Source organism: Pseudomonas sp. GW821-FHT01A09, assembly GCF_058986725.1.
Map to the genome: position 1 here is coordinate 75,115 of NZ_JBYSWB010000005.1, position 20,965 is coordinate 96,079.

At 62.6% G+C, this 20,965-nt stretch carries 19 protein-coding genes and 2 tRNA genes; 9 read left to right on the top strand and 12 right to left on the bottom strand.

Annotated features, from left to right (window positions below; all coding sequences use genetic code 11):
• Positions 1–104: 104 nt before the first annotated feature.
• The 4 genes from AC3WJP_RS08020 to rdgC all read right to left on the bottom strand — a co-directional run bounded on the left by AC3WJP_RS08020 (position 105) and on the right by rdgC (position 3,144).
• Entirely contained in the window at positions 105–293 is a 189-nt protein-coding gene (locus AC3WJP_RS08020; protein WP_493720946.1) for a hypothetical protein, read from the bottom strand.
• Positions 294–670: 377 nt separating this feature from the next.
• The gene (gene sugE / locus AC3WJP_RS08025; RefSeq protein WP_493720947.1) at positions 671–985 is read right to left on the bottom strand and encodes a quaternary ammonium compound efflux SMR transporter SugE; all 315 of its coding nucleotides are present in this window, start codon (positions 983–985) and stop codon (positions 671–673) included.
• A gap of 115 nt (positions 986–1,100) precedes the next feature.
• Positions 1,101–2,072, bottom strand: a complete 972-nt coding sequence (locus AC3WJP_RS08030) for a bile acid:sodium symporter family protein (protein WP_493720948.1) — start codon at positions 2,070–2,072, stop codon at positions 1,101–1,103.
• Between the two features lie 151 nt (positions 2,073–2,223).
• A complete protein-coding gene (gene rdgC / locus AC3WJP_RS08035; protein ID WP_493720949.1) occupies positions 2,224–3,144 on the bottom strand; it encodes a recombination-associated protein RdgC in 921 nt (306 codons plus the stop codon).
• A gap of 161 nt (positions 3,145–3,305) precedes the next feature.
• Here rdgC and AC3WJP_RS08040 point away from each other — a divergent pair.
• A tRNA-Val gene (locus AC3WJP_RS08040) sits at positions 3,306–3,381 on the top strand.
• Between the two features lie 19 nt (positions 3,382–3,400).
• Positions 3,401–3,477 (top strand) — tRNA-Asp (locus AC3WJP_RS08045).
• Positions 3,478–3,640: 163 nt separating this feature from the next.
• On the opposite strand, the gene AC3WJP_RS08050 is transcribed toward AC3WJP_RS08045, so the two are convergent.
• From AC3WJP_RS08050 to AC3WJP_RS08070, 5 genes are all read right to left on the bottom strand, one after another.
• Positions 3,641–4,105: an Lrp/AsnC family transcriptional regulator gene (locus AC3WJP_RS08050; RefSeq protein ID WP_493720950.1), complete on the bottom strand. Its 465-nt coding sequence runs from the start codon at positions 4,103–4,105 to the stop codon at positions 3,641–3,643.
• 58 nt (positions 4,106–4,163) lie between these two features.
• Positions 4,164–5,048, bottom strand: a complete 885-nt coding sequence (gene gcvA, locus AC3WJP_RS08055; RefSeq protein WP_493720951.1) for a transcriptional regulator GcvA — start codon at positions 5,046–5,048, stop codon at positions 4,164–4,166.
• An 88-nt stretch (positions 5,049–5,136) separates the two neighbouring features.
• Positions 5,137–6,312: a catalase family protein gene (locus AC3WJP_RS08060; RefSeq protein WP_493720952.1), complete on the bottom strand. Its 1,176-nt coding sequence runs from the start codon at positions 6,310–6,312 to the stop codon at positions 5,137–5,139.
• 11 nt (positions 6,313–6,323) lie between these two features.
• Positions 6,324–8,120, bottom strand: a complete 1,797-nt coding sequence (locus tag AC3WJP_RS08065) for a di-heme-cytochrome C peroxidase (protein ID WP_493720953.1) — start codon at positions 8,118–8,120, stop codon at positions 6,324–6,326.
• Between the two features lie 244 nt (positions 8,121–8,364).
• Complete coding sequence (locus tag AC3WJP_RS08070) at positions 8,365–8,580, bottom strand: YgdI/YgdR family lipoprotein (RefSeq protein ID WP_493720954.1); 216 nt, start codon at positions 8,578–8,580, stop codon at positions 8,365–8,367.
• Positions 8,581–8,832: 252 nt separating this feature from the next.
• On the opposite strand from AC3WJP_RS08070, the gene AC3WJP_RS08075 reads away from it, so the two are divergent.
• The 3 genes from AC3WJP_RS08075 (at position 8,833) to AC3WJP_RS08085 (ending at position 13,698) form a co-directional block, all read left to right on the top strand.
• Complete coding sequence (locus AC3WJP_RS08075) at positions 8,833–9,363, top strand: Dps family protein (RefSeq protein ID WP_493720955.1); 531 nt, start codon at positions 8,833–8,835, stop codon at positions 9,361–9,363.
• 201 nt (positions 9,364–9,564) lie between these two features.
• Positions 9,565–11,601: a methyl-accepting chemotaxis protein gene (locus AC3WJP_RS08080; RefSeq protein WP_493720956.1), complete on the top strand. Its 2,037-nt coding sequence runs from the start codon at positions 9,565–9,567 to the stop codon at positions 11,599–11,601.
• A 105-nt stretch (positions 11,602–11,706) separates the two neighbouring features.
• Positions 11,707–13,698: a methyl-accepting chemotaxis protein gene (locus tag AC3WJP_RS08085; RefSeq protein WP_493720957.1), complete on the top strand. Its 1,992-nt coding sequence runs from the start codon at positions 11,707–11,709 to the stop codon at positions 13,696–13,698.
• A gap of 46 nt (positions 13,699–13,744) precedes the next feature.
• On the opposite strand, the gene AC3WJP_RS08090 is transcribed toward AC3WJP_RS08085, so the two are convergent.
• Positions 13,745–14,569 carry a TIGR03915 family putative DNA repair protein gene (locus tag AC3WJP_RS08090; RefSeq protein ID WP_493720958.1) on the bottom strand — a complete coding sequence of 275 codons (825 nt, stop codon included), beginning with the start codon at positions 14,567–14,569 and terminating at the stop codon, positions 13,745–13,747.
• A complete protein-coding gene (locus AC3WJP_RS08095) occupies positions 14,566–15,786 on the bottom strand; it encodes a putative DNA modification/repair radical SAM protein (RefSeq protein ID WP_493720959.1) in 1,221 nt (406 codons plus the stop codon). The genes AC3WJP_RS08090 and AC3WJP_RS08095 overlap by 4 nt, the downstream gene beginning before the upstream one ends.
• Before the next feature lie 216 nt (positions 15,787–16,002).
• Between AC3WJP_RS08095 and AC3WJP_RS08100 the strand changes: the two genes are divergently transcribed.
• The 4 genes from AC3WJP_RS08100 (at position 16,003) to tcyN (ending at position 19,325) form a co-directional block, all read left to right on the top strand.
• Positions 16,003–17,004 (top strand): D-cysteine desulfhydrase, encoded by a 1,002-nt coding sequence (locus AC3WJP_RS08100; protein WP_493720960.1) that lies wholly within the window; start codon positions 16,003–16,005, stop codon positions 17,002–17,004.
• 95 nt (positions 17,005–17,099) lie between these two features.
• Entirely contained in the window at positions 17,100–17,897 is a 798-nt protein-coding gene (gene tcyJ, locus AC3WJP_RS08105) for a cystine ABC transporter substrate-binding protein (RefSeq protein ID WP_493720961.1), read from the top strand.
• Positions 17,894–18,559, top strand: a complete 666-nt coding sequence (tcyL, locus tag AC3WJP_RS08110) for a cystine ABC transporter permease (RefSeq protein ID WP_493720962.1) — start codon at positions 17,894–17,896, stop codon at positions 18,557–18,559. The genes tcyJ and tcyL overlap by 4 nt, the downstream gene beginning before the upstream one ends.
• Positions 18,560–18,572: 13 nt before the next feature.
• On the top strand, positions 18,573–19,325 hold the full coding sequence (tcyN, locus tag AC3WJP_RS08115; RefSeq protein ID WP_493720963.1) for an L-cystine ABC transporter ATP-binding protein TcyN: 753 nt from the start codon (positions 18,573–18,575) through the stop codon (positions 19,323–19,325).
• A 78-nt stretch (positions 19,326–19,403) separates the two neighbouring features.
• On the opposite strand, the gene glpT is transcribed toward tcyN, so the two are convergent.
• Positions 19,404–20,756: a glycerol-3-phosphate transporter gene (gene glpT, locus AC3WJP_RS08120; RefSeq protein WP_493720964.1), complete on the bottom strand. Its 1,353-nt coding sequence runs from the start codon at positions 20,754–20,756 to the stop codon at positions 19,404–19,406.
• Positions 20,757–20,965 lie beyond the last annotated feature (209 nt).

Sequence of the window (20,965 nt, forward strand, 5' to 3'; positions counted from 1 at the left end):
TGACGGTGGCTATGATAAGACGCGCAAGGGCTGAGTTACACCTCGTGACGATTATTTTAAGCGTGCGCTACCAGCCAAAGACTCGGTCCGGGCAGCGCTGTGGGTCAGGGTGTGGGTGCCGGAGGTGCCAGCAACCGGGTCGCGACCAGCGCGGCCACTGCCTTGTCACGGCTGCCGAAGCGGGCCAGCAACGCTTGTTGCTTGGCGGCAGGCAGGCGCTGCCAGACGTCGAGCATCTGTTGCGCGGTTTCGACCATCAAGCCGGCCTGATGTTCGTCGATAGGTGGGTTCATGGTGATGTCTGTCGAGGCTGGGGAACGACCGCCAGCATAGCAGGCGTCTGAGGCGCAGTGGCAAGCAGCTGCGGCTGCCCAGGTTTGCACTGCGCCAGCGGGCGACGTCTAGTCTTCGCGTTTGGCCGGTTTCGGCTCAGAGCGATTCTCGCGGCTCATGGCCTGTCGCTCGTTGGTTGAGACCTTGGATTCCGAGGGTTCTGGCTGGTGCAGGCTCGGGAAGGGGAGGTTTGGGATTTCATGCATCTTGGGCGCTCCACGTGGATAGGAATGTTTGGAATATTACGAACAAGCGCCGACAGGATACCTCAGCGCTTATGACAGGGGGATGATGAGTCGCTTAAATCTGCCAGATGGCAAATCGCCGCAGGCCACCCTCAGGCCGCCAGCTTGAGCCCCAGCAGGCCGATCACGATCAACGCCACACTCACCAGTTTGATCAGTGCCATCGACTCGCCGAACAGCATCACCCCCGCGATGACCGTGCCCACGGCGCCCAGGCCGCTCCATACGGCATAGGCGGTGCCCACTGGCAGCTCGCGCACGGCAACGCCGAGCAGGCCGATGCTGCAGGCAATGGCCAGAACGGTCAGTACGGTAGGGAGGGGGCGGGAGAAACCGTCGGTGTATTTCAGGCCGACGGCCCAGCAGACTTCAAGCAGGCCGGCGCAAAACAGAATGAACCAGGACATGACACACCTCATCGTTAGCAGATGGGGTCGTCCCCGGATTCACAGCTCCCTAGCGCCGAAGGTCGTCCTTCGTGGTGGCTATGGTGCCTAAAATCGACTCCGGGGACAAGTTGCCTCAGTGGGCGGCAGGTTTGCGCTCCAGCGCCTCACTCGGTGCCTGCGGATCCTCCATGCGACGGAACCAGGTCGCCAGCAGGGCACCGGATATGTTGTGCCACACACTGAACAGCGCGCTCGGTACCGCCGCCAGAGGCGAGAAATGCGCGCTCGCCAGGGCGGCGCCCAGCCCCGAGTTCTGCATGCCGACCTCCAGCGCCAGTGACTTGCGTTGCGCCAACGGCAGCTTGCACAGCTTGCCGGTGAAGTAGCCCAGCAAGTAGCCGAAACTGTTGTGCAGCATTACCACCAGCATGATCAGCAGCCCGGACTCGGCGATCTTCGCCTGGCTCAGGGCAACCACTGCGCACACGATCATGACGATGCTGACCACCGATACCAACGGCAATACATCCACGGCCAGCTGCACTCGCTCGCCCAACAGACGCTGCGCAACCACGCCGAGGATGATCGGCAGCATCACGAATTGCAGGATCGACACGAACATGTCCATGAAGGACACCGGCAGCCAGGCCGAGGCCAGCAGCCAGATCAACGCCGGCGTGAGCAGCGGCGCCAACAGTGTGGTCACCGCGGCGATGGCCACCGACAAGGCCAGGTCGCCCTTGGCCAGCCAGGTCATCACGTTCGATGAGGTCCCGCTCGGACAGCAACCGACCAGGATCACCCCGACGGCGATTTCCGCCGGCAGGCGAAACAGCTCGCACAGCACCCAGGCCACGCCCGGCATGATCACGAAATGCGCGACCACCCCCAGGCCGACGCGCCAGGGGTGGCGGGACAGTGCGGCGAAATCCTCCAGCTTTAGGGTCAGGCCCATGCCGAACATGACCAGCCCCAGCAGCGGCACGATCCAGGTTTTCAAGCCCACGAACCAGGTCGGTTCAAGGAACGCCAGCACGGCGAACAGCAAGACCCAGTAAGCGAATGTATTGCCGACGAAGCGGCTCAAGGCGGCCAGTGCACGCATGGCGGTGTGTGTCCTTTTTTATAGTAGGAGCGGCAGATATCCAATCTGGCGAGGGGGCTTGCTCCCGATACGCAGTGCCAGACAGCGTCGATGCGTCTGGCACTCCGTATCGGGAGCAAGCCCCCTCGACTCGGGGAGCAGAATACCCGGATCAGATGCCCTGCGGAATCTCTTCCCCGCCCAAGGCCTCGAACAGCGCCGGGAGGAATTCACCGAAAGTCAGCATCATCAGCGTGAAGCTGGCGTCCTGCTGGCCCAGATCGTCCTCGCCACCGTTTTCTTCGGCTTCGTTGGTCAGCAGCTCCTCGAAGCGCAGGCGCTTGACCACCAGCTTGTCGTCCAGCACGAAGGAGATCTTGTCCTGCCAGGCCAGCGACAGCTGAGTCACCTGCTTGCCGGTGCTCAAGTGCAGCTGGATTTCTTCGCTGGTCAGGTCCTGACGCTTGCAGCGGACGATGCCGCCGTCTTCGTGGGTATCGCGCAGCTCGCACTCGTCCAGTACATAGAAGTCATCAGCGGCTTTTTGGGTCTTGACCCAATCGGTCATCACCGCAGTCGGGGCGATCTTCACGCCCAACGGCCGCACCGGCAGCGATCCGATCACTTCACGCACCGTGGAAAGCAAGTCTTCAGCGCGCTTGGGGCTGGCCGAGTTGACCAGGATCAGGCCCAGTTTCGGGGCGATGGCGGCGAAGGTCGACGAGCGACGGATAAAGGCACGGGGCAGGAAAGCCTGGATGATCTCGTCCTTGATCTGGTCACGTTCCTTTTTATAGACCTTGCGCATCTGCTCGGCTTCGATCTCTTCGACCTTCTCCTTGACCGCGTCACGCACGACGCTGCCCGGCAGGATGCGCTCTTCCTTGCGCGCGGCGATCAGCATGAAATCCTGACTGACGTGCACCAGCGGTGCATCGGCGCCCTTGCCGAAGGGCGCGACGAAACCATAGGTGGTCAACTCCTGGCTTGCACAGGGGCGCGCCAGTTTGGTGGCCAGTGCGGTTTCCAGCGCCTCGGCGTCGAACGGAATATCCTGGGTCAGGCGATAGACAAGCAGGTTTTTGAACCACATAAGGTGAATCTCTCCTTAATACACAAGGCGGGCATTATTCTCCCTGTGGGCGCTCAGGCCAACCGGTTCTAAGTCTTTGGAAGGCCTGAAAAAAATATTTTAAAAAGTGCTTGCCAGAGGTAGGGGGCGTCCGTAGAATGCGCGCCACACCGAGAGTGAAAGGGTGATTAGCTCAGCCGGGAGAGCATCTGCCTTACAAGCAGAGGGTCGGCGGTTCGATCCCGTCATCACCCACCAATCTCTCTTAGTGTATCGCGCAGCGGTAGTTCAGTCGGTTAGAATACCGGCCTGTCACGCCGGGGGTCGCGGGTTCGAGTCCCGTCCGCTGCGCCATATCTCGCTTCAAGGCCCACTGAACACCTTGAAGCAAAAAACAAGCGACCTTCACGGGTCGCTTTTTTTTTTGCCCATTCTGTAGCGAGGGGGCTTGCCCCCGAAAAAAGTGCGAGCAACCGCTACGTGACCGATGCACTGCAATCGGGGGCAAGCCCCCCCGCTACAGGGGCACGTAGCGCAGCGGCATGGCCGTGGTGTACTTGATCTGCTCCATGGCGAAGCTGGAGCTGATATCCGACAGCCCGGGTATCTGGATCAGTTGCTTGTATACCGCGTCATAGCCGGCAATGTCCGGTACCGCCATCTTCAGCAGGTAGTCGGTGTCGCCGGCCATCCGATACAGCTCCACCACCTCGACGATTTCCGCGACCCGCGCGTGAAAGGTCTGCAGCCATTCGGCGCTGTGCTGGTTGGTCTTGATCGACACGAATACCGTCACGCCGATATTGAGCTTCGAGCGATCTAGCAGCGCTACGCGTTTGCGCAGGATGCCTTCCTCTTCGAGCTTCTGAATCCGCCGCCAGCAGGCGGTGGTGCCCAGGCCGATGCGCTCGGCCAGGGCGCCGATGGCGAGGGTGCAGTCATCCTGGAGGATTTCGAGGATGGCGCGGTCGAATTTGTCCATTTTTCTTCCCGATGGATTGAGCTGCACAGTTTACCTTCGTCATGCCATTCGGGTGCTTTCAACAGCGCGCCAGAATCCAGTCCACGAAGTCCTTCACCTTGGGCACCTCGGCCGCGTGCTCGGAGTAGGCCATGAAGTGCGCGCCGTTGCTCGGGGTGACATGAGTCAAGGGGACCACCAGTTTGCCTTCGCGTAACTCCTCGGCTACCAGATAGCGCGGGATCAGAGCGATGCCGCAGCCTGCCAGCGCCGCGTGGATGCACATGTAGAAGGTATCGAAGCGCGGCCCGTGATAGCTGTTCTGCGAACTCAGGCCCTGCGCCAGGAACCATTCATGCCAGGCTTCGGGCCGTGAGGTACATTGCAGCAGCACCTGCTCGGCCAGTTGCGTGGGGTGGTCGAACGGGTTGTCGGCCAGCAGCTCCGGCGCGCACACCGGAACCACGTCTTCGCTGAACAGTCCCAGGCAGGTGGCGCCGGGCCAGGTGCCCTGGCCGAAGAAGAACGCCACGTCGGCCTTGGCCTGCAACAGGTCGAAAGGCTCCAGTTCGCTGCGGATATCCAGATGAATATGCGGGAAGCGCTTGCCGAAGCCCTTGAGATTGGGGATCAGCCAGCGGGCGCCGAAGGTCGGCTGGGTGGCAACCCGCAGCACCTCGGTCTCGGCGCCATAGGAGAGGATGTAGCGGCTGGACATGTCGATCTGGGTAAGGATCTTGTCCACTTCGGTAAGGTACAGCGAGCCTGCCGGTGTCAGTTGCAGGCGCCGGCGTACCCGCTGGAACAGGTGATGCTGGAGCATTTCTTCGAGCTGCGCCACCTGCTTGCTCACGGCGCTCTGGGTCAGGTGCAGCTCCTGGGCGGCGCGGGTGAAGCTCAGGTGCCGTGCCGCTGCTTCGAAGCATTGCAGTGCGGTCATGGAAGGGGTCAGGCGTCGGGACATGGTTGATCGCTTTCGGGGGCGAGCCCCCTCGCTACAGGGTCAGGGCGTCTATTCCCGCATGGAATGACCCTGTGCGTAAAGGCTGGTCTCACGGGTTGCCGTTGCGGCTATGGCGGTAATCGCTGACCGCCTGATAAACCGCCTTGCGCAGGCGGTTGATACCGCCGATGGGGCGGTGCGCTTCGAGGCCGTGCCAGGGGTTGAACGACAGGTTGTCACACATGAGGTTCTGCTCTGGAGTATCGAAGTCCTGGGCCGGCACGCGGATGCGGGCGACGGTTTCGAATGGCGCATCGGCCTCGCGCCATTCGATGCTGGTGTCCTCGATCGGCATATAACGACGTGCGTCCTGACGCTGGATCTGTAACGCGAAGCAGGCCGGTTGGCGATCGGCCGACAGTTGCTGGAACAAGGCCGTGCGCAGGAAATTCGGCAGGTCGGTGTTTTCCGCCGGCAGGCTGTAGGCCGGGCAACTGGCCGGGTCGGGGATCACCCGAAACTTGGCATTGGCGCTGCCGAACTTGTACGGCGATACCGAGTAATAGGTCGCCTGGGTCGGGCTTGCTGGCGCGGCCGCCAGAGTGGCCTTGGCGATCATCAGGTGACGCAGTTGCCAGGTACGTGGGTCCCAGCCAGGGAAAAACGCCATGACCTGCTTGCCGTCCGCCTGGGCCGCGATGTTCTGCCGGTACTCGGCGACGTCGCTGACGAAGAAGTTGGGATGGCTGAACATGACGAAGTCCTGCTCGTGCAGCGCCTGGCCGTCGCTGCCCTTGGCATCGGGCAACAGCTGTGTGCCGGGCACATCGAGCAGCTTGATGGCCATGCCGCGGGCATCGTGGATGGCGTCGAACTGCGGGTAGGCGTTGCCATTGGACAGACGCATCCAGGCGTTCCAGCGCTGCCCGGGTTGGGCGAAGACGCCTTGGCGCAGGTCGCTGCGCAGGTCCTGGGGCACCGTCACCTCGGCCTTGACGCAGCCGTGGGCCTTGGCATGGGCGTCGCGCAGGTAGCGGGTCTGCTCCTTGTGTTGATCGACGATGCGCACGGCGGTCTGGATGATGTCCTGGGTCATGGCCGCTTCGCCGGGGGGGATCTGCTCCTGGGCCGAGACCGGGCCGGAGAACTTCCAGGCGTACCAGGCGGTACTCGCCAGCCAGCCCAGGGCGCCGAGCACCAGCAGCCAGAGCAGCAGACGCGCCAGCAGACGACCGAAACGCAGCCACAGGCGCGCCAGCGGGCTCGGCAGGGCGGGGGTGAACATCCGACGTTCTCTCATTGCAGTTGGCCCTCCAGTGGCCCGCCCAGCACTTTCAGGTATTCGATCAGCGCCCAGCGTTCCTGGGGCTGCAGCAAGCGGCCGATGACCCCGCGACCACGGGGGCCGTCGCGGAATTCATGGCCGCTGTTATGGTTGCCGGTGATACGTGTGTCGTACAGGAAGCCGCCGGGGAAGGCTTCGGTGCGATAGCCGACATGGGCCGGATCGAACTCGAAGGTGCCGCGATAGAAGGTGCGGGCACGCTCGTCCTGTGGCGACAGCAACTGATAGAGGTTGGGCACCGAGCCGTTGTGCAGAAAGGGCGCAGTGGCCCAGGCGCCGTCCAGTGGCCGGGCCTTGTAGGCGCGCTCTTCGCGCACGCCGATGGGCAGGCCGAAGCCGTCCATGACCTTGCGCTGTTCGGCGTCGATGCCGGCTTCGCGATAGGCGCGGTCCTCGACGAAGGCGGTCACGTAGGCCAGGCCTTTGGCCGACGAGAGTTGGTTGAGGTCCAGCTCGGGGTTGGCCGGGTGCAGTTCGACGCCCAGCCTGGCCAGTTCGGCCTTGTCCCATTGCAGGGCGCTGAGGTCGTAACGGTAGTCGGCGATGTTGTCGGCAGCGGTAGAGTCGGTGCCGATATAGTCCACGGGCAGGAGCTTGAGGGTCTGCACCGGCCGCGGCCCGCTGCGGTCTATCGGCGGCACGTGGCAGACGGCGCAGTTTTCCTCGAACAGCGCGCGGCCCTGGCTCGCCAGCGGCAAGTCGATTTTGCCCAGCAGGTCTTCAGGCCAGGTCGGCGGCTGGAGGTGCTGCAGGCTTTGCTCGATACGGTGCAGGTCGGCCAGGCGTACGCTGGAGGGGTAGCGATCGGCGCCGTGCAGTGGCTGGCCGTGGTCGTCGAAGAACTTCAAGGTGGCGCCCACGCCCAGTGACTCGCCGATATTGCGCGCCATGGGCTGCTGGGCCGAGCCGTTCCATTGCACCCAGTCGAAGGTCCAGATGTCCCACAGTTCGGGGTAGTCGACCGGGGCGTTGGCGACACGGTAGTTGCTGGGTGAAATGGCGTCGCCGAAGGTGGCGTTGGCGATGCGCCCGAAGGCGTCGGTACGGCCGGGCCCTTCGAGCGTCGGGTAAAGGCCGCGGCGGGTGTCGTTCCATGCGACCTTGAGGAAGGTGTCGAGGGACGCTTTGAAATCCTTGCGCAACTGCTCGTGCTCGGCCTCGTAGCGATCCTGCAGCACGGCACGGGCGAAGCGATCGAATTTCCAAGGCAGGTAGTAGGTGGCGGCCATGCTGGCGACCAGTGCCTGGCCGAATGCTCCGCCGCGCAAGGTCGGCACGCTGGAGGGCAGCACATGCTGGGCCGGGCCGCCGTCGATGCGCAGGGCGGTACCTTTGTAGCGCAGTTCGCCGGTGTGGCACGCGGCGCAGGTGATGTCCAGGTACTGGGCCGGGTCGCCGGGGTTCTGGTGGCGGGTAAAGCCCACGGGCAGCTGTGCCGGGTTGCTCGGGCTCGGTGGATCGATCAGAAAACCGAAACGGCCCATATTGGCCGGGGCGGTGAAACGCGCCGATGAAAAGGGCATTTCCAGCTGGGTGAACCAGTCGTAGTGCAGGCCCTTGACCTGCGTGCCTTGCGCAGTGAAATAGTAGGCGTCGCGCTGCTCGTCGCTCCATTGCGGCAGATAGCGAGTGCGTTCGGCGGGCTGCCACGCCGGCAGGTTGGGGTTGATGATGTAATGGATCACCACCCCGAGGGCCAGCACCAGAAGCGCACCAAGCGCCAGCAGAACACGATAGAAAAAGTGCAAGTTCGGACATCCTTGTATGAGTCGAACTGCTGTTATGCCTCAGCGCCGGGGTAGTGGCAAGTCGCTATAGTCTGCTTTTTTCAGGGTTTATTCCGAAGGAGCTGTAGGGCGAATCTGATACCGGTTTCAAGTCTAGTCTCGGCAAGCACTTCCTGCGCCTGTGCGATAGAAACTTTTTGCATGAAGGATCGAGCCCAGGCGCCTTTACAGGGCTGTGTGGCACTCAGTCCTCGTAACATCCGGATCAATCTTCTTCTTTTACCGTTGCCACTTCGTCAGCGCGCACGCGTACCTTCTTGCCGGCCACGTCGGTGAATTCATAAAAGCCATCGGCAGTCTTGGTCTTCGGCATGTCCTGGGTGAGGTACTGGGTGCCGTTTTGCAGGGTCACCACGGTTTCGGTCGAGCAACCGGCCAGCGCGAGGGTGGCGAACAGGGCAGGGATCAGGTAGCGGTTCATGTGAGCTCCAATGGGAAATTGTTCGTTCACAGGATTCGAGCTTGGCGCGCGCAAATAATTCTGTCAGAGGGCCATGCTTTATCCGATGGCCGGTTCAACCCCCCGGCGGGCAGGCGTTATAGAGGCAATCCATACCGCTCATAGAAAAATTCGGCTGAACATTTGCGCGTGGTCTATGGTCGACTCTACAGACCGCGATGATCGTCTTGCGCGATCACTCCCCATCCTTGTTCAAACGACTGGAGATCCACCATGGCCGTCGCCAACGTTAAAAGTGAACTGAAAACCGTATCCGCCGTGAAAAGCAAAGCCGAGAAGGGCGAAGATGCGCGCATCTCCAACCAGCCCGAAGTCGGCAAGGAGCTCGCGGTGCTCCTGGCGGACGTATTCGCGCTGTACATCAAGACCAAGAATTACCACTGGCACATGCACGGTTCGCACTTCCGCGACTACCACCTGCTGCTGGAAGAACAGGCTACCCAAATCTACGCCATCACCGACGTGATTGCCGAGCGCGCCCGCAAGATCGGCCAGCCGAGCATTCGTTCGCTCGAGCAGATCGTGCAGATCAAACGCCTGGCCAGCAGCGACGCTACCGACCTGACCGCCGAGCAGATGCTCACCGAGTTGCATGAAGACAACCAGGCCCTGGCCGCCTTCATGCGCACTACCCATACCATCACCGACGAAGCCAACGACGTGTCCACCACCAGCTTGCTGGAAGAGTGGATCGACCAGGCTGAAGAGCGTGCGTGGTTCCTGGGTCAGACCGTCGGTATCTGATACGGTAATTGCGTGATGACCAAACCCCACTTTCGAGTGGGGTTTTTTGTGGGCATAGACCTAGGCCCCAGCTTCAGACGGCCGGCGCGATTTTTTGTCGTATAAATCTCGGGTGTTACTTAAGCCGCGTCAGGCTGAGTCGATAAAGAGATCAATGGCCTGACTGCCGTCAGGCTGAAATCTTTTTCGTCGAGCACCGCCATGAAGCTTTCGGGCCTTTTCAACAAGACCAACACCTCGTCCAAGGGCAGCACCAGCGTGGTCTGCACCGCCGCTGACCTTGAGCGCGAGCTGCAAGGCCTGCGCCTGACACCGGTGCTGATCACCGGCTTCGTCTCGCCGCATGTCGACCTCGACCAGGTCGCGCGGCGCATCAAGCAACGCTTCCCCAACACCGTCGTCAGTCTGTGCACCACCTCGGGCGAGCTGTGCAACGCTGCCAGTCAGCTCTACTGCCCGACGGGCGAGCGCTGGGACCGGATAGTCCTGCAGCTGTTCGACAGCAACGTGATCGCCTCGGCCGAGGTGGTGATGGTACCCCTCGAATGCGAAGACATCCGCAGCGGCGGCAAGCGGCTGGCCATGCGCGAACGCATCGCCAGACTGGTCGGGCACATCAAGCGGGTGCGTATCCAGACGGCCATCGACCATCGCGACACCCTGGCCTATATCGTCTTCGACGGTCTGTCGGCCTCCGAATCGTTTTTCATGGAAGCGCTGTACGAATCCGGCCGCTTTCCCTGCCTGTTCGTCGGCGGCTCGGCGGGTGGCAAGGGCGACTTCAAGCAGACCTTGATCCATGACGGCCAGCGTAGCTACCAGAACCACGCCCAGATCGTCTTTATCAAGACGCCGGCCGACGTGCGCTTCGGGGTGTTCAAGAGCCAGAACTTCCAGGCCTCGAGCCTGAGCTTCAACGTGCTGACGGCCTCGGTCGAGGACCGCACCATTCATCAGATCGTCGACGCCCAGGGCAATATCAAGACCATGGTCCAGGCCCTGTGCGAGGCCTTCAAATGCACCCCGGACGCCCTCGAACGGCAGTTGGCCGATTACTCGTTCGCCATCCGCGTGGGCGAAGAGCTGTTCGTGCGTTCCATTGCCCGCATCGACTACGAGCGCCAGATGGTGCAGCTGTTCTGCGACGTGGCGCCGGGTGAAGAGCTGGTGATGGTCAAGCGCACGCCGATCCGCGAGACCACCCGCAGCGATTATCAGCGCTTCCTGCAGGGCAAGGGGGGAACGCCGGTGGCGGCGATTCTCAACGACTGCATCCTGCGTCGGCTCAACAACGGCAACGACCTGGGCAGCATGACCGGTATCTTCGGAAACGTGCCGCTGGCGGGATTCTCGACCTTCGGGGAAATTCTGGGCCTTAACCTCAACCAGACGCTGACGGCGATTTTCTTCTTCCGGGTGCCCAGGGGCGCCAGCTTCGTCGACGAGTACGTCGACAATTTCATCGCCCACTACGGCGAGTTCAAGGCGTTCTTCCTGCGCCGCCAGATCAAGAAGCTGGCCGGACTCAATCACGTGGTGGTCAAGCAGATCGGCGCGCTCAACCGCAAGGACTTCACCAGCTACCTCGATACCGATGGTATGGATGAAAACGTGCTGCCGGTGTTCAACGGCTTGTCCGACCTGGGCCGGGTGCTGGCCCAGGCCAGCGACCAACAGCAGGAGATCGCCGATCAGTTGCAGCATTATTCGGGTGAATTGCACCTGTCGATGGACGACCTGACCAACACCATCGAGCGGCAGAACGCGGTGGCGGCCGATGCCGGGGCCACGGTCGAGACGCTGTCGACCCAGGCCGGTGACACGGTCAACGGTGCCCGCGAACTGGCGCAATCGAGTTTGCGTATCCAGTCCATCGTCCAGGTGATTCAGCAGATCGCCGGGCAGACCAACCTGCTGGCGCTCAACGCGGCCATCGAGGCGGCGCGTGCGGGGGAGATGGGTCGCGGCTTCGCGGTGGTGGCCGACGAGGTACGCAAGCTGGCGGAAATCACCCGCAAGAACGCGGGGGAGATCGGCGTCGATATCGACCTGCTGGCGGGTGAGATCCAACGGGTGGCGCAACAGATCGAGGACCAGTCCACGGCCGTCGGCACCCTGCGTGGAATGCTCGACACCCTCGAAGACTCCAGCCGCCTGACCGGCGGCACGGCGCAACGCACCAAGAGCATCGCCGACACCCTGACGGGGCTGACCCAGGGCGCCGATTCGCGAGGCTGACCGGCAGCACGGCGACTTCATGGGCAGCTAGGCTCATGGAGCGTCGTGCGGTGCCGATACATCGTTTACCTGACAACAGTTCCAATCCTTGCGGATATCCCCAGCATGCTAAAAACAATACAAGCTCGCTATACCGCTACTTTCGTGGGTTTCATTTTGCTGATCGCCATCCTCACCGGCGTTGGCATCAGCCTGTTCATCACCCCGACCCTCACCGCGACGGACGAACGTCATCTGATCAACGAGGCGGCGCAGATCAGCGGCGTGATCAAGACCGAACTGGCCAGGGTGCAAGCGCAGCAACGGGTGATCACCGAGACGGTGCCGCAGCTGGACAGCGACAGCATCGATCGGCTGTTGCCGAGCATGGTCAACCAGTACGGTGAACTGAAAGTGTTTGGTGGCGGCGTCTGGCCGCTGCCGGACAAACGCACTCCCGGGCGGGCCAAGCACAGCACCTTCTATCACCGCGATGCCAGCGGCAAGTTGATCGTCAACACCCACTGGAACTCGCCCGAGTCGCAGAATTATTTCGAGCAGTCCTGGTACCTCGGTGGCCTCAAGACGCCTGCGGGTCAGTGCAACTGGGCCGCGGCCTATCGCGACGATGCCAGCCCCGAGCCGCGCACCAACTGCGCCATGGCCATCACCAAGGATGGCGCCGCCTATGGCGTGTCGACCATCGACGTGACCCTGGGTTTCTTCAACGACCTGGTCGCCCAGAAGGAACGTGACATTCACGCTCAATTGATGATCGTCGAGGCCGACGGCAAGGTGCTCAGCAACCAGCCGGAAATCCCCGGCAACAACGTGCTGAAGAACCTCAGCGATCTGGCTGGCCAGTACCCCTTTGCGGCAGCCCTGCAAAGCGCTTTGAAAACCCCTGCGGCAGTGGCTGTGGCCCATACCACCTACACCGGCAGCGACGGCAAGGACTACAGCCTGTTCCTGCAGCCGATCGAGGGCACGCCGTGGCTGATGGCCGTGGCGCAGCCTACCGCAGTACTGGCAGCGCTGAGCAGCAAGGTCCTCACGACCTTGGCCATGCTGCAGATCCCCATGGTTATCGTCATGCTGCTGGTGATCGTCTTCGCCCTGAGCCAGCTGATGAAGCGCCTGGCGGTGCTCAAGGCCAACATCGATACGCTGTCGGCGGGCGATGCCGACCTGACCAGACGCATCGTCATCCGTGCCGAAGACGAGGTAGGCGCGGTAGGGCATTCGGTCAACCGCTTTATCGTCTACCTGCAAAAGATGATCACCGAAGTGTCCGATTCGTCATCGGTCATCGCCGGTAACATCGAGCAACTGCGTGGTCAGTCCCATGGCACCAACCAGATTCTTGTCCGGCATGCCAGCGAGACCGATCAGGCTGTCACCGCCATCACCGAGATGAGCTCCACCGCCGAAGATGTGGCGCGCAATGCCGCGCAGACGGCGAGCATGACTCAGGTCGCCAACGAGAAGGCCCGGCACTCGAAGATCGTGGTCGAGGATGCTTCGAGCAGCGTGCGCGAGCTGATCAGCGAAGTGGAAGAAGCCACCAGCAAAGTGCGAGCGATGGAGCAGGATGCCCAGCGCATCAACTCGGTGCTCGGCGTGATCGGCGAAATCGCCGGGCAGACCAACCTGCTGGCGCTCAACGCGGCTATCGAGGCGGCCCGTGCCGGCGAGCAAGGGCGCGGCTTCGCTGTGGTCGCCGATGAGGTGCGGGCTTTGGCGGGACGCACCCAGGCCAGCACCTCGGAAATCAACGAAATGCTCACCCGGTTGCAACAGGGTGTCGGCGCCGCGGTGGTGGCCATGGAAAACACCAAGGAGCGTTGCCAGGCTACGGTAGACAAGACCTCCAGGGTCAATGAGGGCTTGGACGGCATGGCCGAATCGGTAGTGCGCATCAACGACCTCAGCACCCAGATCGCCACGGCGGCCGAGGAGCAGAGCGCGGTGAGCGAGGAGATCAACCGCAACATGGTGGCGGTGCGGCATATCGTAGAGGAGCTGGTGGCGGGCGGTGCGCAGAGCGAGCAGAGTACGGCGGCGCTGGCGGCTTCGAACGACAAGCTGATCGCGGTGGTGCGGCGTTTCAAGGTTTAAACGCTGCCGCGGGCTGCAAGCTTCGAGCTAAAGCCACGGCCGCGGATCATTCGCGGCCGATGCGTTTGCCCTGGCGTGCCCCGATGGCCCGGGCCTGGCCGTCCCGTTGCTTGCCGGTGCGGGCTTCGCTGATCAGGCCGGGAATCAAGGCGCCTTCGGGCAGGTTCTTCCAGAATCGCGTCGGCAGGTGCCCTTGCATGACCTTGGGATTCAGGCGCGCCGGGTTGAAGATGTGGCTGTAGTAGGTCAGCCACAACTCGCCCTGCGGATCCTCGGCACCCTGCGCCAACTGTTGCCATTGTGGTGGGCAGCGACGCTCGTGGATGAGCTGCGTGCCGTCGTAATAGACCCCGTCCTGCGGCGTTGCGATCAGCCAGCGCTTTTGCCCCATGCGGCCGATGAAGTGCTGGCTGGCACTGGCAAGGATGTCGTGGGCAGGCTCATGCCAGGCGACGTACTCGGGGCCTACAGGTGCGCCCTCCGCGGACGGCAACTCGATGAACCGCAAGAACGCATGCAGGTGATGAGCTTCACGCGTGACCTGCTTGATGCGCCGGTGCAACTCGCTGCCCAGTACATCCCCCGCCAGCATGGCCGTGCGGTCGCCATGGCTGACGCGCCAAAGCACTTCGTAGAGCAGGCTCCAGCGCTGTTCGCCACGACAGCGCGCCGCCGTCTGCAACAGCTCGATCAGTGCCAACGGAATACGTGCCTGATAGGGCCCCGGCGTTGGCGGCACCACCTCGTCGGTGGCGAACAGATCGGCCACGGTGTCCCAACTCACCTGGGCCGGATCGATCTGGTGACTGAGCAGCCAGCGCGCCTGCTGGCGCCAGGTGTCGAACAGGTCATCGCAATCCAGGCTGATCATCCCCACAACCCCAACTGCTGGGGCTGCGGGCGGTCACGCATTTGCTCGCGCAACAGCAGGGTGGAGGTTTCTGCCTGCTGCGGGTGATAGTCGCTGGTGATGAAAAACGGCTTTGCCTTGGCCAGTACACAGCGCAAGCGGGTCAGATCCTCGTAGCGAATCCGCCGCTGGCGGCGCAATTCCACCAGACGCTTGGTGGTGCGGATACCGATGCCCGGGATGCGCGCGATCAGGGCGGGCTCGGCACGGTTGAGGTCCAGCGGGAAGACACTGCGGTTTTCCAGGGCCCAGGCCAGCTTGGGATCGATGTCCAGAGCCAGATCACCCGGCCCGCGAAGCAACTCGTCGGCGCGGTAGCCGTAGCTGCGCAAGAGGAAATCGGCCTGGTACAGACGGTGCTCGCGCAGGAGCGGCGGCGCAGCCAGCGGCACGCTCTTCGGGCTGTTGGGGATGGGGCTGAAGGCCGAGTAATAGACGCGCTTGAGCCCATAGTTGCCGTACAGCGATTCGGCGCTGTGAAGGATGGTGCTGTCGTCGGTGAGGTCGGCGCCGACGATCATCTGCGTGCTTTGCCCCGCCGGCGTGAAGCGCGGCGCGCGGGGTTCGTTGAGCACGGTCTGCTGGCCGGTGTAGATGGTGCCCATGGCCCTTTTGATCGAGCCCACGTCCTTTTCCGGCGCCAGAATCTGCAGGCTGGCATCGGTGGGCAACTCGATATTGACGCTCAGGCGATCGGCATAGCGGCCGGCTTCTTCGATCAGCAGCGGATCGGCTTCGGGAATGGTCTTGAGGTGGATATAGCCGCGGAACTGATGCTCCTCGCGCAGCAGCCTGGCCACACGAATCAATTGCTCCATGGTGTAGTCCGCCGAACGGATGATCCCGGAGCTGAGGAACAGCCCGCTGATGCAGTTGCGGCGGTAGAAGTCCAGCGTCAGGCGCACCACTTCCTCGGGCGTGAAGCGCGCCCTGGGCACATCGCTGGAGCGGCGGTTGACGCAGTATTGGCAGTCGAACAGGCAGAAGTTGGTCAGCAGGATCTTCAGCAAGGAGACGCAGCGCCCGTCCGGGGTATAGCTGTGGCAGATGCCCATGCCATCGGTCGCGCCCAGGCCGGCCTTGCCCTCGGAGCTGCGCTTGGGCGCGCCGCTGCTGGCGCACGAGGCGTCGTACTTGGCGGCATCGGCGAGGATGCTGAGCTTGTCGATCAGCTGCATGGGATTTTCCATATACTGTTTTTATGTACAGTACAGGATCGCTGCGAGCCTCACAACGCCTCCGGTCGGGGAAAGCAGCGGCGCTCCGATGGCGCAAATTTGCCAGACAACGGCCGAGGGCACGTCGATGCAATATGGGCTGGCGCAGGGTCGCAGTTGCCCCATTGCCCGGCGGTGCCTATAGTCCTTTGCGATCAGAACCCTTTGGAAACGTCCATGCTCAGCCAAGCACTCAGCCATTTCCCCCGTCTCGAACTGGTCGGCGCGCCCACCGCGCTGGAAAAGCTCGAACGCCTGTCGGCGCTGGTGGGCCGTGAGGTCTACATCAAGCGTGACGACACCACCACCCTGGCCATGGGCGGCAACAAGGTACGCAAGCTCGAATACCTGGCCGCCGATGCGCTGGCACAGGGCGCCGACACCCTGGTGACCGCCGGCGCGCTGCAGTCCAATCATGTGCGCCAGACGGCGGCGCTGGCGGCCAGGCTCGGGCTCGGCTGCCATGCGCTGCTGGAAAACGCGCTGGGCGACAGTGCCGGTGCCGACTACCTCGGCAATGGCAATCGCTTGCTGCTGGACCTGTTCGGCACCGAGGTCGAGAACGTCGACAACCTGGACGACGCCGACGCGCAACTGCTCGCCGCCGCCGAGCGCCTGCGGGCGGCCGGCAAGCGTCCCTATGTAGTGCCGATCGGCGGTTCCAACGCCCTCGGCGCGTTGGGGTATGCGCGTGCGGGCCTGGAGCTGGCCAAGCAGATCCGTGCCAGCGGCCTGGATTTCGCCGCGGTAGTGCTGGCCTCCGGCAGCGCCGGTACCCACAGCGGCCTGGCCTTGGGCCTGAGCGAAAGCCTGCCGCACCTGCCGGTCATCGGTGTGACCGTGTCGCGTCCTTATGCGACCCAAGCGCCGAAAGTCCAGCGCCTGGCCGAGCAGACCTGCCAATTGCTGGATATCGATGTGCCCGAGCACTTCAACGTACAACTGTGGGACGAGTATTTCGGCCCCCGTTACGGCGAGCCGAATGCCGGCACCCTGGCGGCGATCAAGTGCCTGGCGAGTCAGGAAGGACTGTTGCTCGATCCGGTCTATACCGGCAAGGCCATGGCCGGTCTGCTCGATGCCATCGAGCGCGGGCGCCTGCCTGAAGGGCCGGTGATCTTCTTGCATACCGGCGGCGCACCTGCACTTTTCGCCTATCCCGAGGTCTGGAATAAATAGCATAAGACTCGAATTTTTTATTCTTTTGAGTGCTTTGCGGCTCACCTTATAGTGGCGCCGCACATTGACTCCCATCACCACAAAAGGGGCTGTACATGACTTTTTCCGCTTGGCGTCGAAATCTCCTCCTGGGCAGCCTGGGCGTAGTGCTCGGCTCGGCAATGCTGGGCCAGGCCGTGGCCGGCGAGCAGTTGAAGAACATCCAGAAAAACGGCTCGTTCAGTGTTGGCGTGGAGGGCACCTATCCGCCGTTCAGCTTCCAGGACGAGAACGGCAAGCTCAGCGGTTTCGAGGTCGAATTCGCCCAGGCGCTGGCCAAGCAACTGGGGGTCAAGGTCAAGATTCAGGAAACCAAGTGGGACGGTATGCTCGCCGCGCTGGATTCCAAGCGTCTGGACGTGGTGATCAATCAGGTCACCATCTCCGAGGCACGCAAGCAGAAGTATGATTTTTCCCAGCCCTATACCGTTTCCGGTATCCAGGCGCTGGCCCAGAAGAAGGATGCCGGCAAGTTCGAGAAGCCTGCGGACCTGGCAGGCAAGAAGGTGGGTGTGGGCCTGGGCTCCAACTACGAGCAATGGCTGCACGACAACGTGCCGCAAGCCGTGGTCAAGACCTACGATGATGACCCTACCAAATATCAGGACCTGCGCATCGGCCGTATCGACGCCATCCTGGTCGACCGCCTGGCGGCCCTGGAACTGATCAAGAAGACCAACGATACCCTGGTGCTGGCGGGCCCGGCGTTCTCTCGTCAGGAAGCCGGTGTCGCACTGCGCAAGGGCGAGCCGGAATTGCTCGCAGCGATCGACCAGGCGATCGACAAACTGCGTGCCGACGGCACCCTGGCGGCCCTGTCGAAGAAGTATTTCGGCGCTGACGTCACGCAATGATCGAAAGCAGCCTGCAACTGATAGTCGACTCGGCGCCCTTTCTGCTCAAGGGCGCCTACTACACGGTCTTTCTCAGCCTGGGCGGGATGTTCTTCGGCCTGTTGCTGGGCTTCTGCCTGGCATTGATGCGTCTGTCGACCTTCAAGCCGTGGAACTGGATCGCGCGGATCTACGTGTCGTTCGTTCGCGGTACGCCATTGCTGGTGCAGCTGTTCGTGATCTATTACGGCCTGCCGCAGTTGGGTATCGAACTGGACCCGCTGCCGGCGGCGCTGATCGGTTTTTCGCTGAACATGGCTGCCTATGCCTGTGAAATCCTGCGGGCGGCCATCGGCTCCATCGAGCGCGGGCAGTGGGAAGCCGCCGCCAGCATCGGCATGACCCGTGGGCAAACGTTGCGCCGCGCCATCCTGCCTCAGGCGGCTCGCACGGCCTTGCCGCCGTTGGGCAACAGCTTCATTTCGCTGGTCAAGGACACCTCGTTGGCGGCCACCATCCAGGTGCCTGAACTGTTCCGCCAGGCGCAGTTGATTACCGCCCGCACCTTCGAAATCTTCACCATGTACATCGGCGCCGCGCTGATCTACTGGGTGCTCGCCAGTGCCTTGGCGCACTTGCAGCATCGTCTTGAACTGCGGGTCAACCGCCACGACCAGCAGTGAGGAGCAGCACGCGATGATTGTGGTGGACAAGCTCAGCAAGCATTTCAACGGCATCCCGGTGCTCAAGGACATCGACCTGCGGGTCGAGCCCGGCGAGGTGGTCGCTATCATCGGCCCCAGCGGGTCCGGCAAGACCACCTTCCTGCGCTGCCTGAACCTGCTGGAAACCCCCGATGGCGGGCGCATCCAGGTGGGCGATATCAAGATAGATGCCAGCCAGCCATTGGCGCGTCAGCAGGAGCTGATCCGCCGGTTGCGCCAGCAGGTGGGTTTCGTGTTCCAGAACTTCAATCTGTTCCCTCATCGCACCGCCCTAGAGAATGTCGTCGAAGGCCCGATCGTGGTGAAGAAGATGCCCCGTGCCGACGCTCTCGCGCTAGGTCGTCGGCTGCTGGCCAAAGTCGGTTTGGCGGGCAAGGAAGATGCCTGGCCGCGGCGCATGTCCGGCGGTCAGCAGCAGCGCGTGGCGATTGCCCGTGCGCTGGCGATGGAGCCAGAGGTGATTCTGTTCGACGAGCCGACCTCGGCCCTCGATCCCGAACTGGTCGGTGAGGTGCTGGCCACCATTCGCAGCCTCGCCGAAGAGAAACGCACCATGATCATTGTCACCCACGAGATGCAGTTCGCACGGGATGTGGCCAACCGCGTGGTGTTTTTCGACAAGGGGGTGGTCGTCGAGCAGGGCGAAGCCAAGGCGCTTTTCGCTGCGCCGAAGGAAGAACGCACCCGGCAGTTTCTGAGCAAGTTTCTGGCTCATGCGCATTGAGGTTTGCTGTATCCGTCCTTCAGCGGTCAGGCCCGTGCGGTAACCGTCGCGGTCGGGCCTGAACGGGGGGGGCGGCGGCTATCCAGCGCTGGTTGCACGCCCCTGGCTCACCGCTCGGGTATGCCACAGCGTCGGCGCCAGGAACACCATCGCCAGCACGCACGCTGCAATCAAAAGTACGAAACCGCCGTCCCAGCCGAAGTGATCCACGGTGTAGCCCATCAGTGCACTGGCCGCCACCGAGCCGCCCAGATAGCCGAACAGGCCAGTGAAGCCTGCGGCGGTACCGGCGGCTTTTTTCGGTGCCAGTTCCAGCGCCTGCAGACCGATCAGCATCACGGGGCCGTAGATCAGAAAGCCGATCGAGACCAGCGCTATCATGTCGACCAGCGGGTTGCCCGGCGGGTTGAGCCAGTACACCAGGGTGGCAACTGTGACGAGGCCCATGAACACCATCCCGGTCAAGCCACGGTTGCCACGAAAGACCTTGTCCGACATCCAGCCGCACAGCAGCGTGCCGGGGATGCCCGCCCATTCGTAGAAAAAGTACGCCCACGAAGTGGTGTCAACGGTGAAATGCTTGGCTTCCTTGAGGTAGGTCGGGGCCCAATCGAGCACACCGTAGCGCAACAGGTAGACGAAGACGTTGGCGAGGGCGATGAACCAGAGCATTCGGTTGCGCAGCACGTATTTGACGAAGATGTCGCGGGCGCTGAATTCCGCTTCATGGCTCTCGTCGTAGCCCTGGGGGTAGTCGTTCTTGTAGTGCTCTATGGGCGGCAGGCCGACCGATTGCGGGGTATCGCGCATGGTCACCAAAGCGAAGATCGCTACCAGCAATGCCACGGCCGCCGGCACGTAGAAAGCCGCATGCCAATCGTTGGTCCAGCCCAGGCCGAGCAGAAACAGCGGCCCGATCAGACCACCGCCGACGTTGTGTGCCACGTTCCACACCGAGACGACGCCGCCGCGCTCCTTTTGCGACCACCAGTGCACCATGGTCCGCCCGCTCGGTGGCCAGCCCATGCCTTGGGCCCAGCCGTTGATGAACAGCAGGATGAACATGATGGTGACGCTGGAAGTCGCCCATGACGCAAAGCCGAACACGAACATTACCGCCGCCGACACCAGCAAGCCCAGTGGCAGGAAGTAGCGCGGGTTGGAGCGGTCCGAGACCAGCCCCATGAGGAATTTGGACAGGCCGTAGGCAATGGCGATGGCGGACATGGCCATGCCCAGCTGGCCGCGGGTGTAGCCTTCCTCGATCAGGTAGGGCATGGCCAAGGAGAAGTTCTTGCGCAGCAGGTAGTAGCCGGCGTAGCCGATGAAGATGCCGGCGAAGATCTGCCAGCGCAGCCGCCGGTAAGTGGTGTCGATTTCGGCTTGGGCAATGGGGGGCAGGTGCGGGGCAGGGCGCAGGAAGGCGAACATCATGACTCTCCGTTTTTATAGTCAATGCGCGAAAACGAATGTTAAATTTTCGTTACAGAAACGGGGAGAGGTTAACTATTACTGGATGTGAGCACGCGTCGCCATTGCGCAGGACGCAGGTAGCGGGCGAGACGGTCGTATCGATAGGCCATGCGGGTTGGCGATACGCTCATGGCCTTACGGACTGCGGCCTCGTGTTCAAGGCCGGG

What these genes read in the sequence shown, in the direction of transcription:
- tcyJ (WP_493720961.1), top strand. Translation starts at nt 17,100, where the DNA reads ATGACTTTTTCCGCTTGGCGTCGAAATCTCCTCCTGGGCAGCCTGGGC.
- AC3WJP_RS08060 (WP_493720952.1), bottom strand. Translation starts at nt 6,312, where the DNA reads ATGTTCACCCCCGCCCTGCCGAGCCCGCTGGCGCGCCTGTGGCTGCGT.
- AC3WJP_RS08085 (WP_493720957.1), top strand. Translation starts at nt 11,707, where the DNA reads ATGCTAAAAACAATACAAGCTCGCTATACCGCTACTTTCGTGGGTTTC.
- AC3WJP_RS08100 (WP_493720960.1), top strand. Translation starts at nt 16,003, where the DNA reads ATGCTCAGCCAAGCACTCAGCCATTTCCCCCGTCTCGAACTGGTCGGC.
- AC3WJP_RS08095 (WP_493720959.1), bottom strand. Translation starts at nt 15,786, where the DNA reads ATGCAGCTGATCGACAAGCTCAGCATCCTCGCCGATGCCGCCAAGTAC.
- sugE (WP_493720947.1), bottom strand. Translation starts at nt 985, where the DNA reads ATGTCCTGGTTCATTCTGTTTTGCGCCGGCCTGCTTGAAGTCTGCTGG.
- AC3WJP_RS08020 (WP_493720946.1), bottom strand. Translation starts at nt 293, where the DNA reads ATGAACCCACCTATCGACGAACATCAGGCCGGCTTGATGGTCGAAACC.
- AC3WJP_RS08090 (WP_493720958.1), bottom strand. Translation starts at nt 14,569, where the DNA reads ATGATCAGCCTGGATTGCGATGACCTGTTCGACACCTGGCGCCAGCAG.
- glpT (WP_493720964.1), bottom strand. Translation starts at nt 20,756, where the DNA reads ATGTTCGCCTTCCTGCGCCCTGCCCCGCACCTGCCCCCCATTGCCCAA.
- tcyN (WP_493720963.1), top strand. Translation starts at nt 18,573, where the DNA reads ATGATTGTGGTGGACAAGCTCAGCAAGCATTTCAACGGCATCCCGGTG.
- AC3WJP_RS08075 (WP_493720955.1), top strand. Translation starts at nt 8,833, where the DNA reads ATGGCCGTCGCCAACGTTAAAAGTGAACTGAAAACCGTATCCGCCGTG.
- rdgC (WP_493720949.1), bottom strand. Translation starts at nt 3,144, where the DNA reads ATGTGGTTCAAAAACCTGCTTGTCTATCGCCTGACCCAGGATATTCCG.
- AC3WJP_RS08080 (WP_493720956.1), top strand. Translation starts at nt 9,565, where the DNA reads ATGAAGCTTTCGGGCCTTTTCAACAAGACCAACACCTCGTCCAAGGGC.
- gcvA (WP_493720951.1), bottom strand. Translation starts at nt 5,048, where the DNA reads ATGTCCCGACGCCTGACCCCTTCCATGACCGCACTGCAATGCTTCGAA.
- tcyL (WP_493720962.1), top strand. Translation starts at nt 17,894, where the DNA reads ATGATCGAAAGCAGCCTGCAACTGATAGTCGACTCGGCGCCCTTTCTG.
- AC3WJP_RS08030 (WP_493720948.1), bottom strand. Translation starts at nt 2,072, where the DNA reads ATGCGTGCACTGGCCGCCTTGAGCCGCTTCGTCGGCAATACATTCGCT.
- AC3WJP_RS08070 (WP_493720954.1), bottom strand. Translation starts at nt 8,580, where the DNA reads ATGAACCGCTACCTGATCCCTGCCCTGTTCGCCACCCTCGCGCTGGCC.
- AC3WJP_RS08050 (WP_493720950.1), bottom strand. Translation starts at nt 4,105, where the DNA reads ATGGACAAATTCGACCGCGCCATCCTCGAAATCCTCCAGGATGACTGC.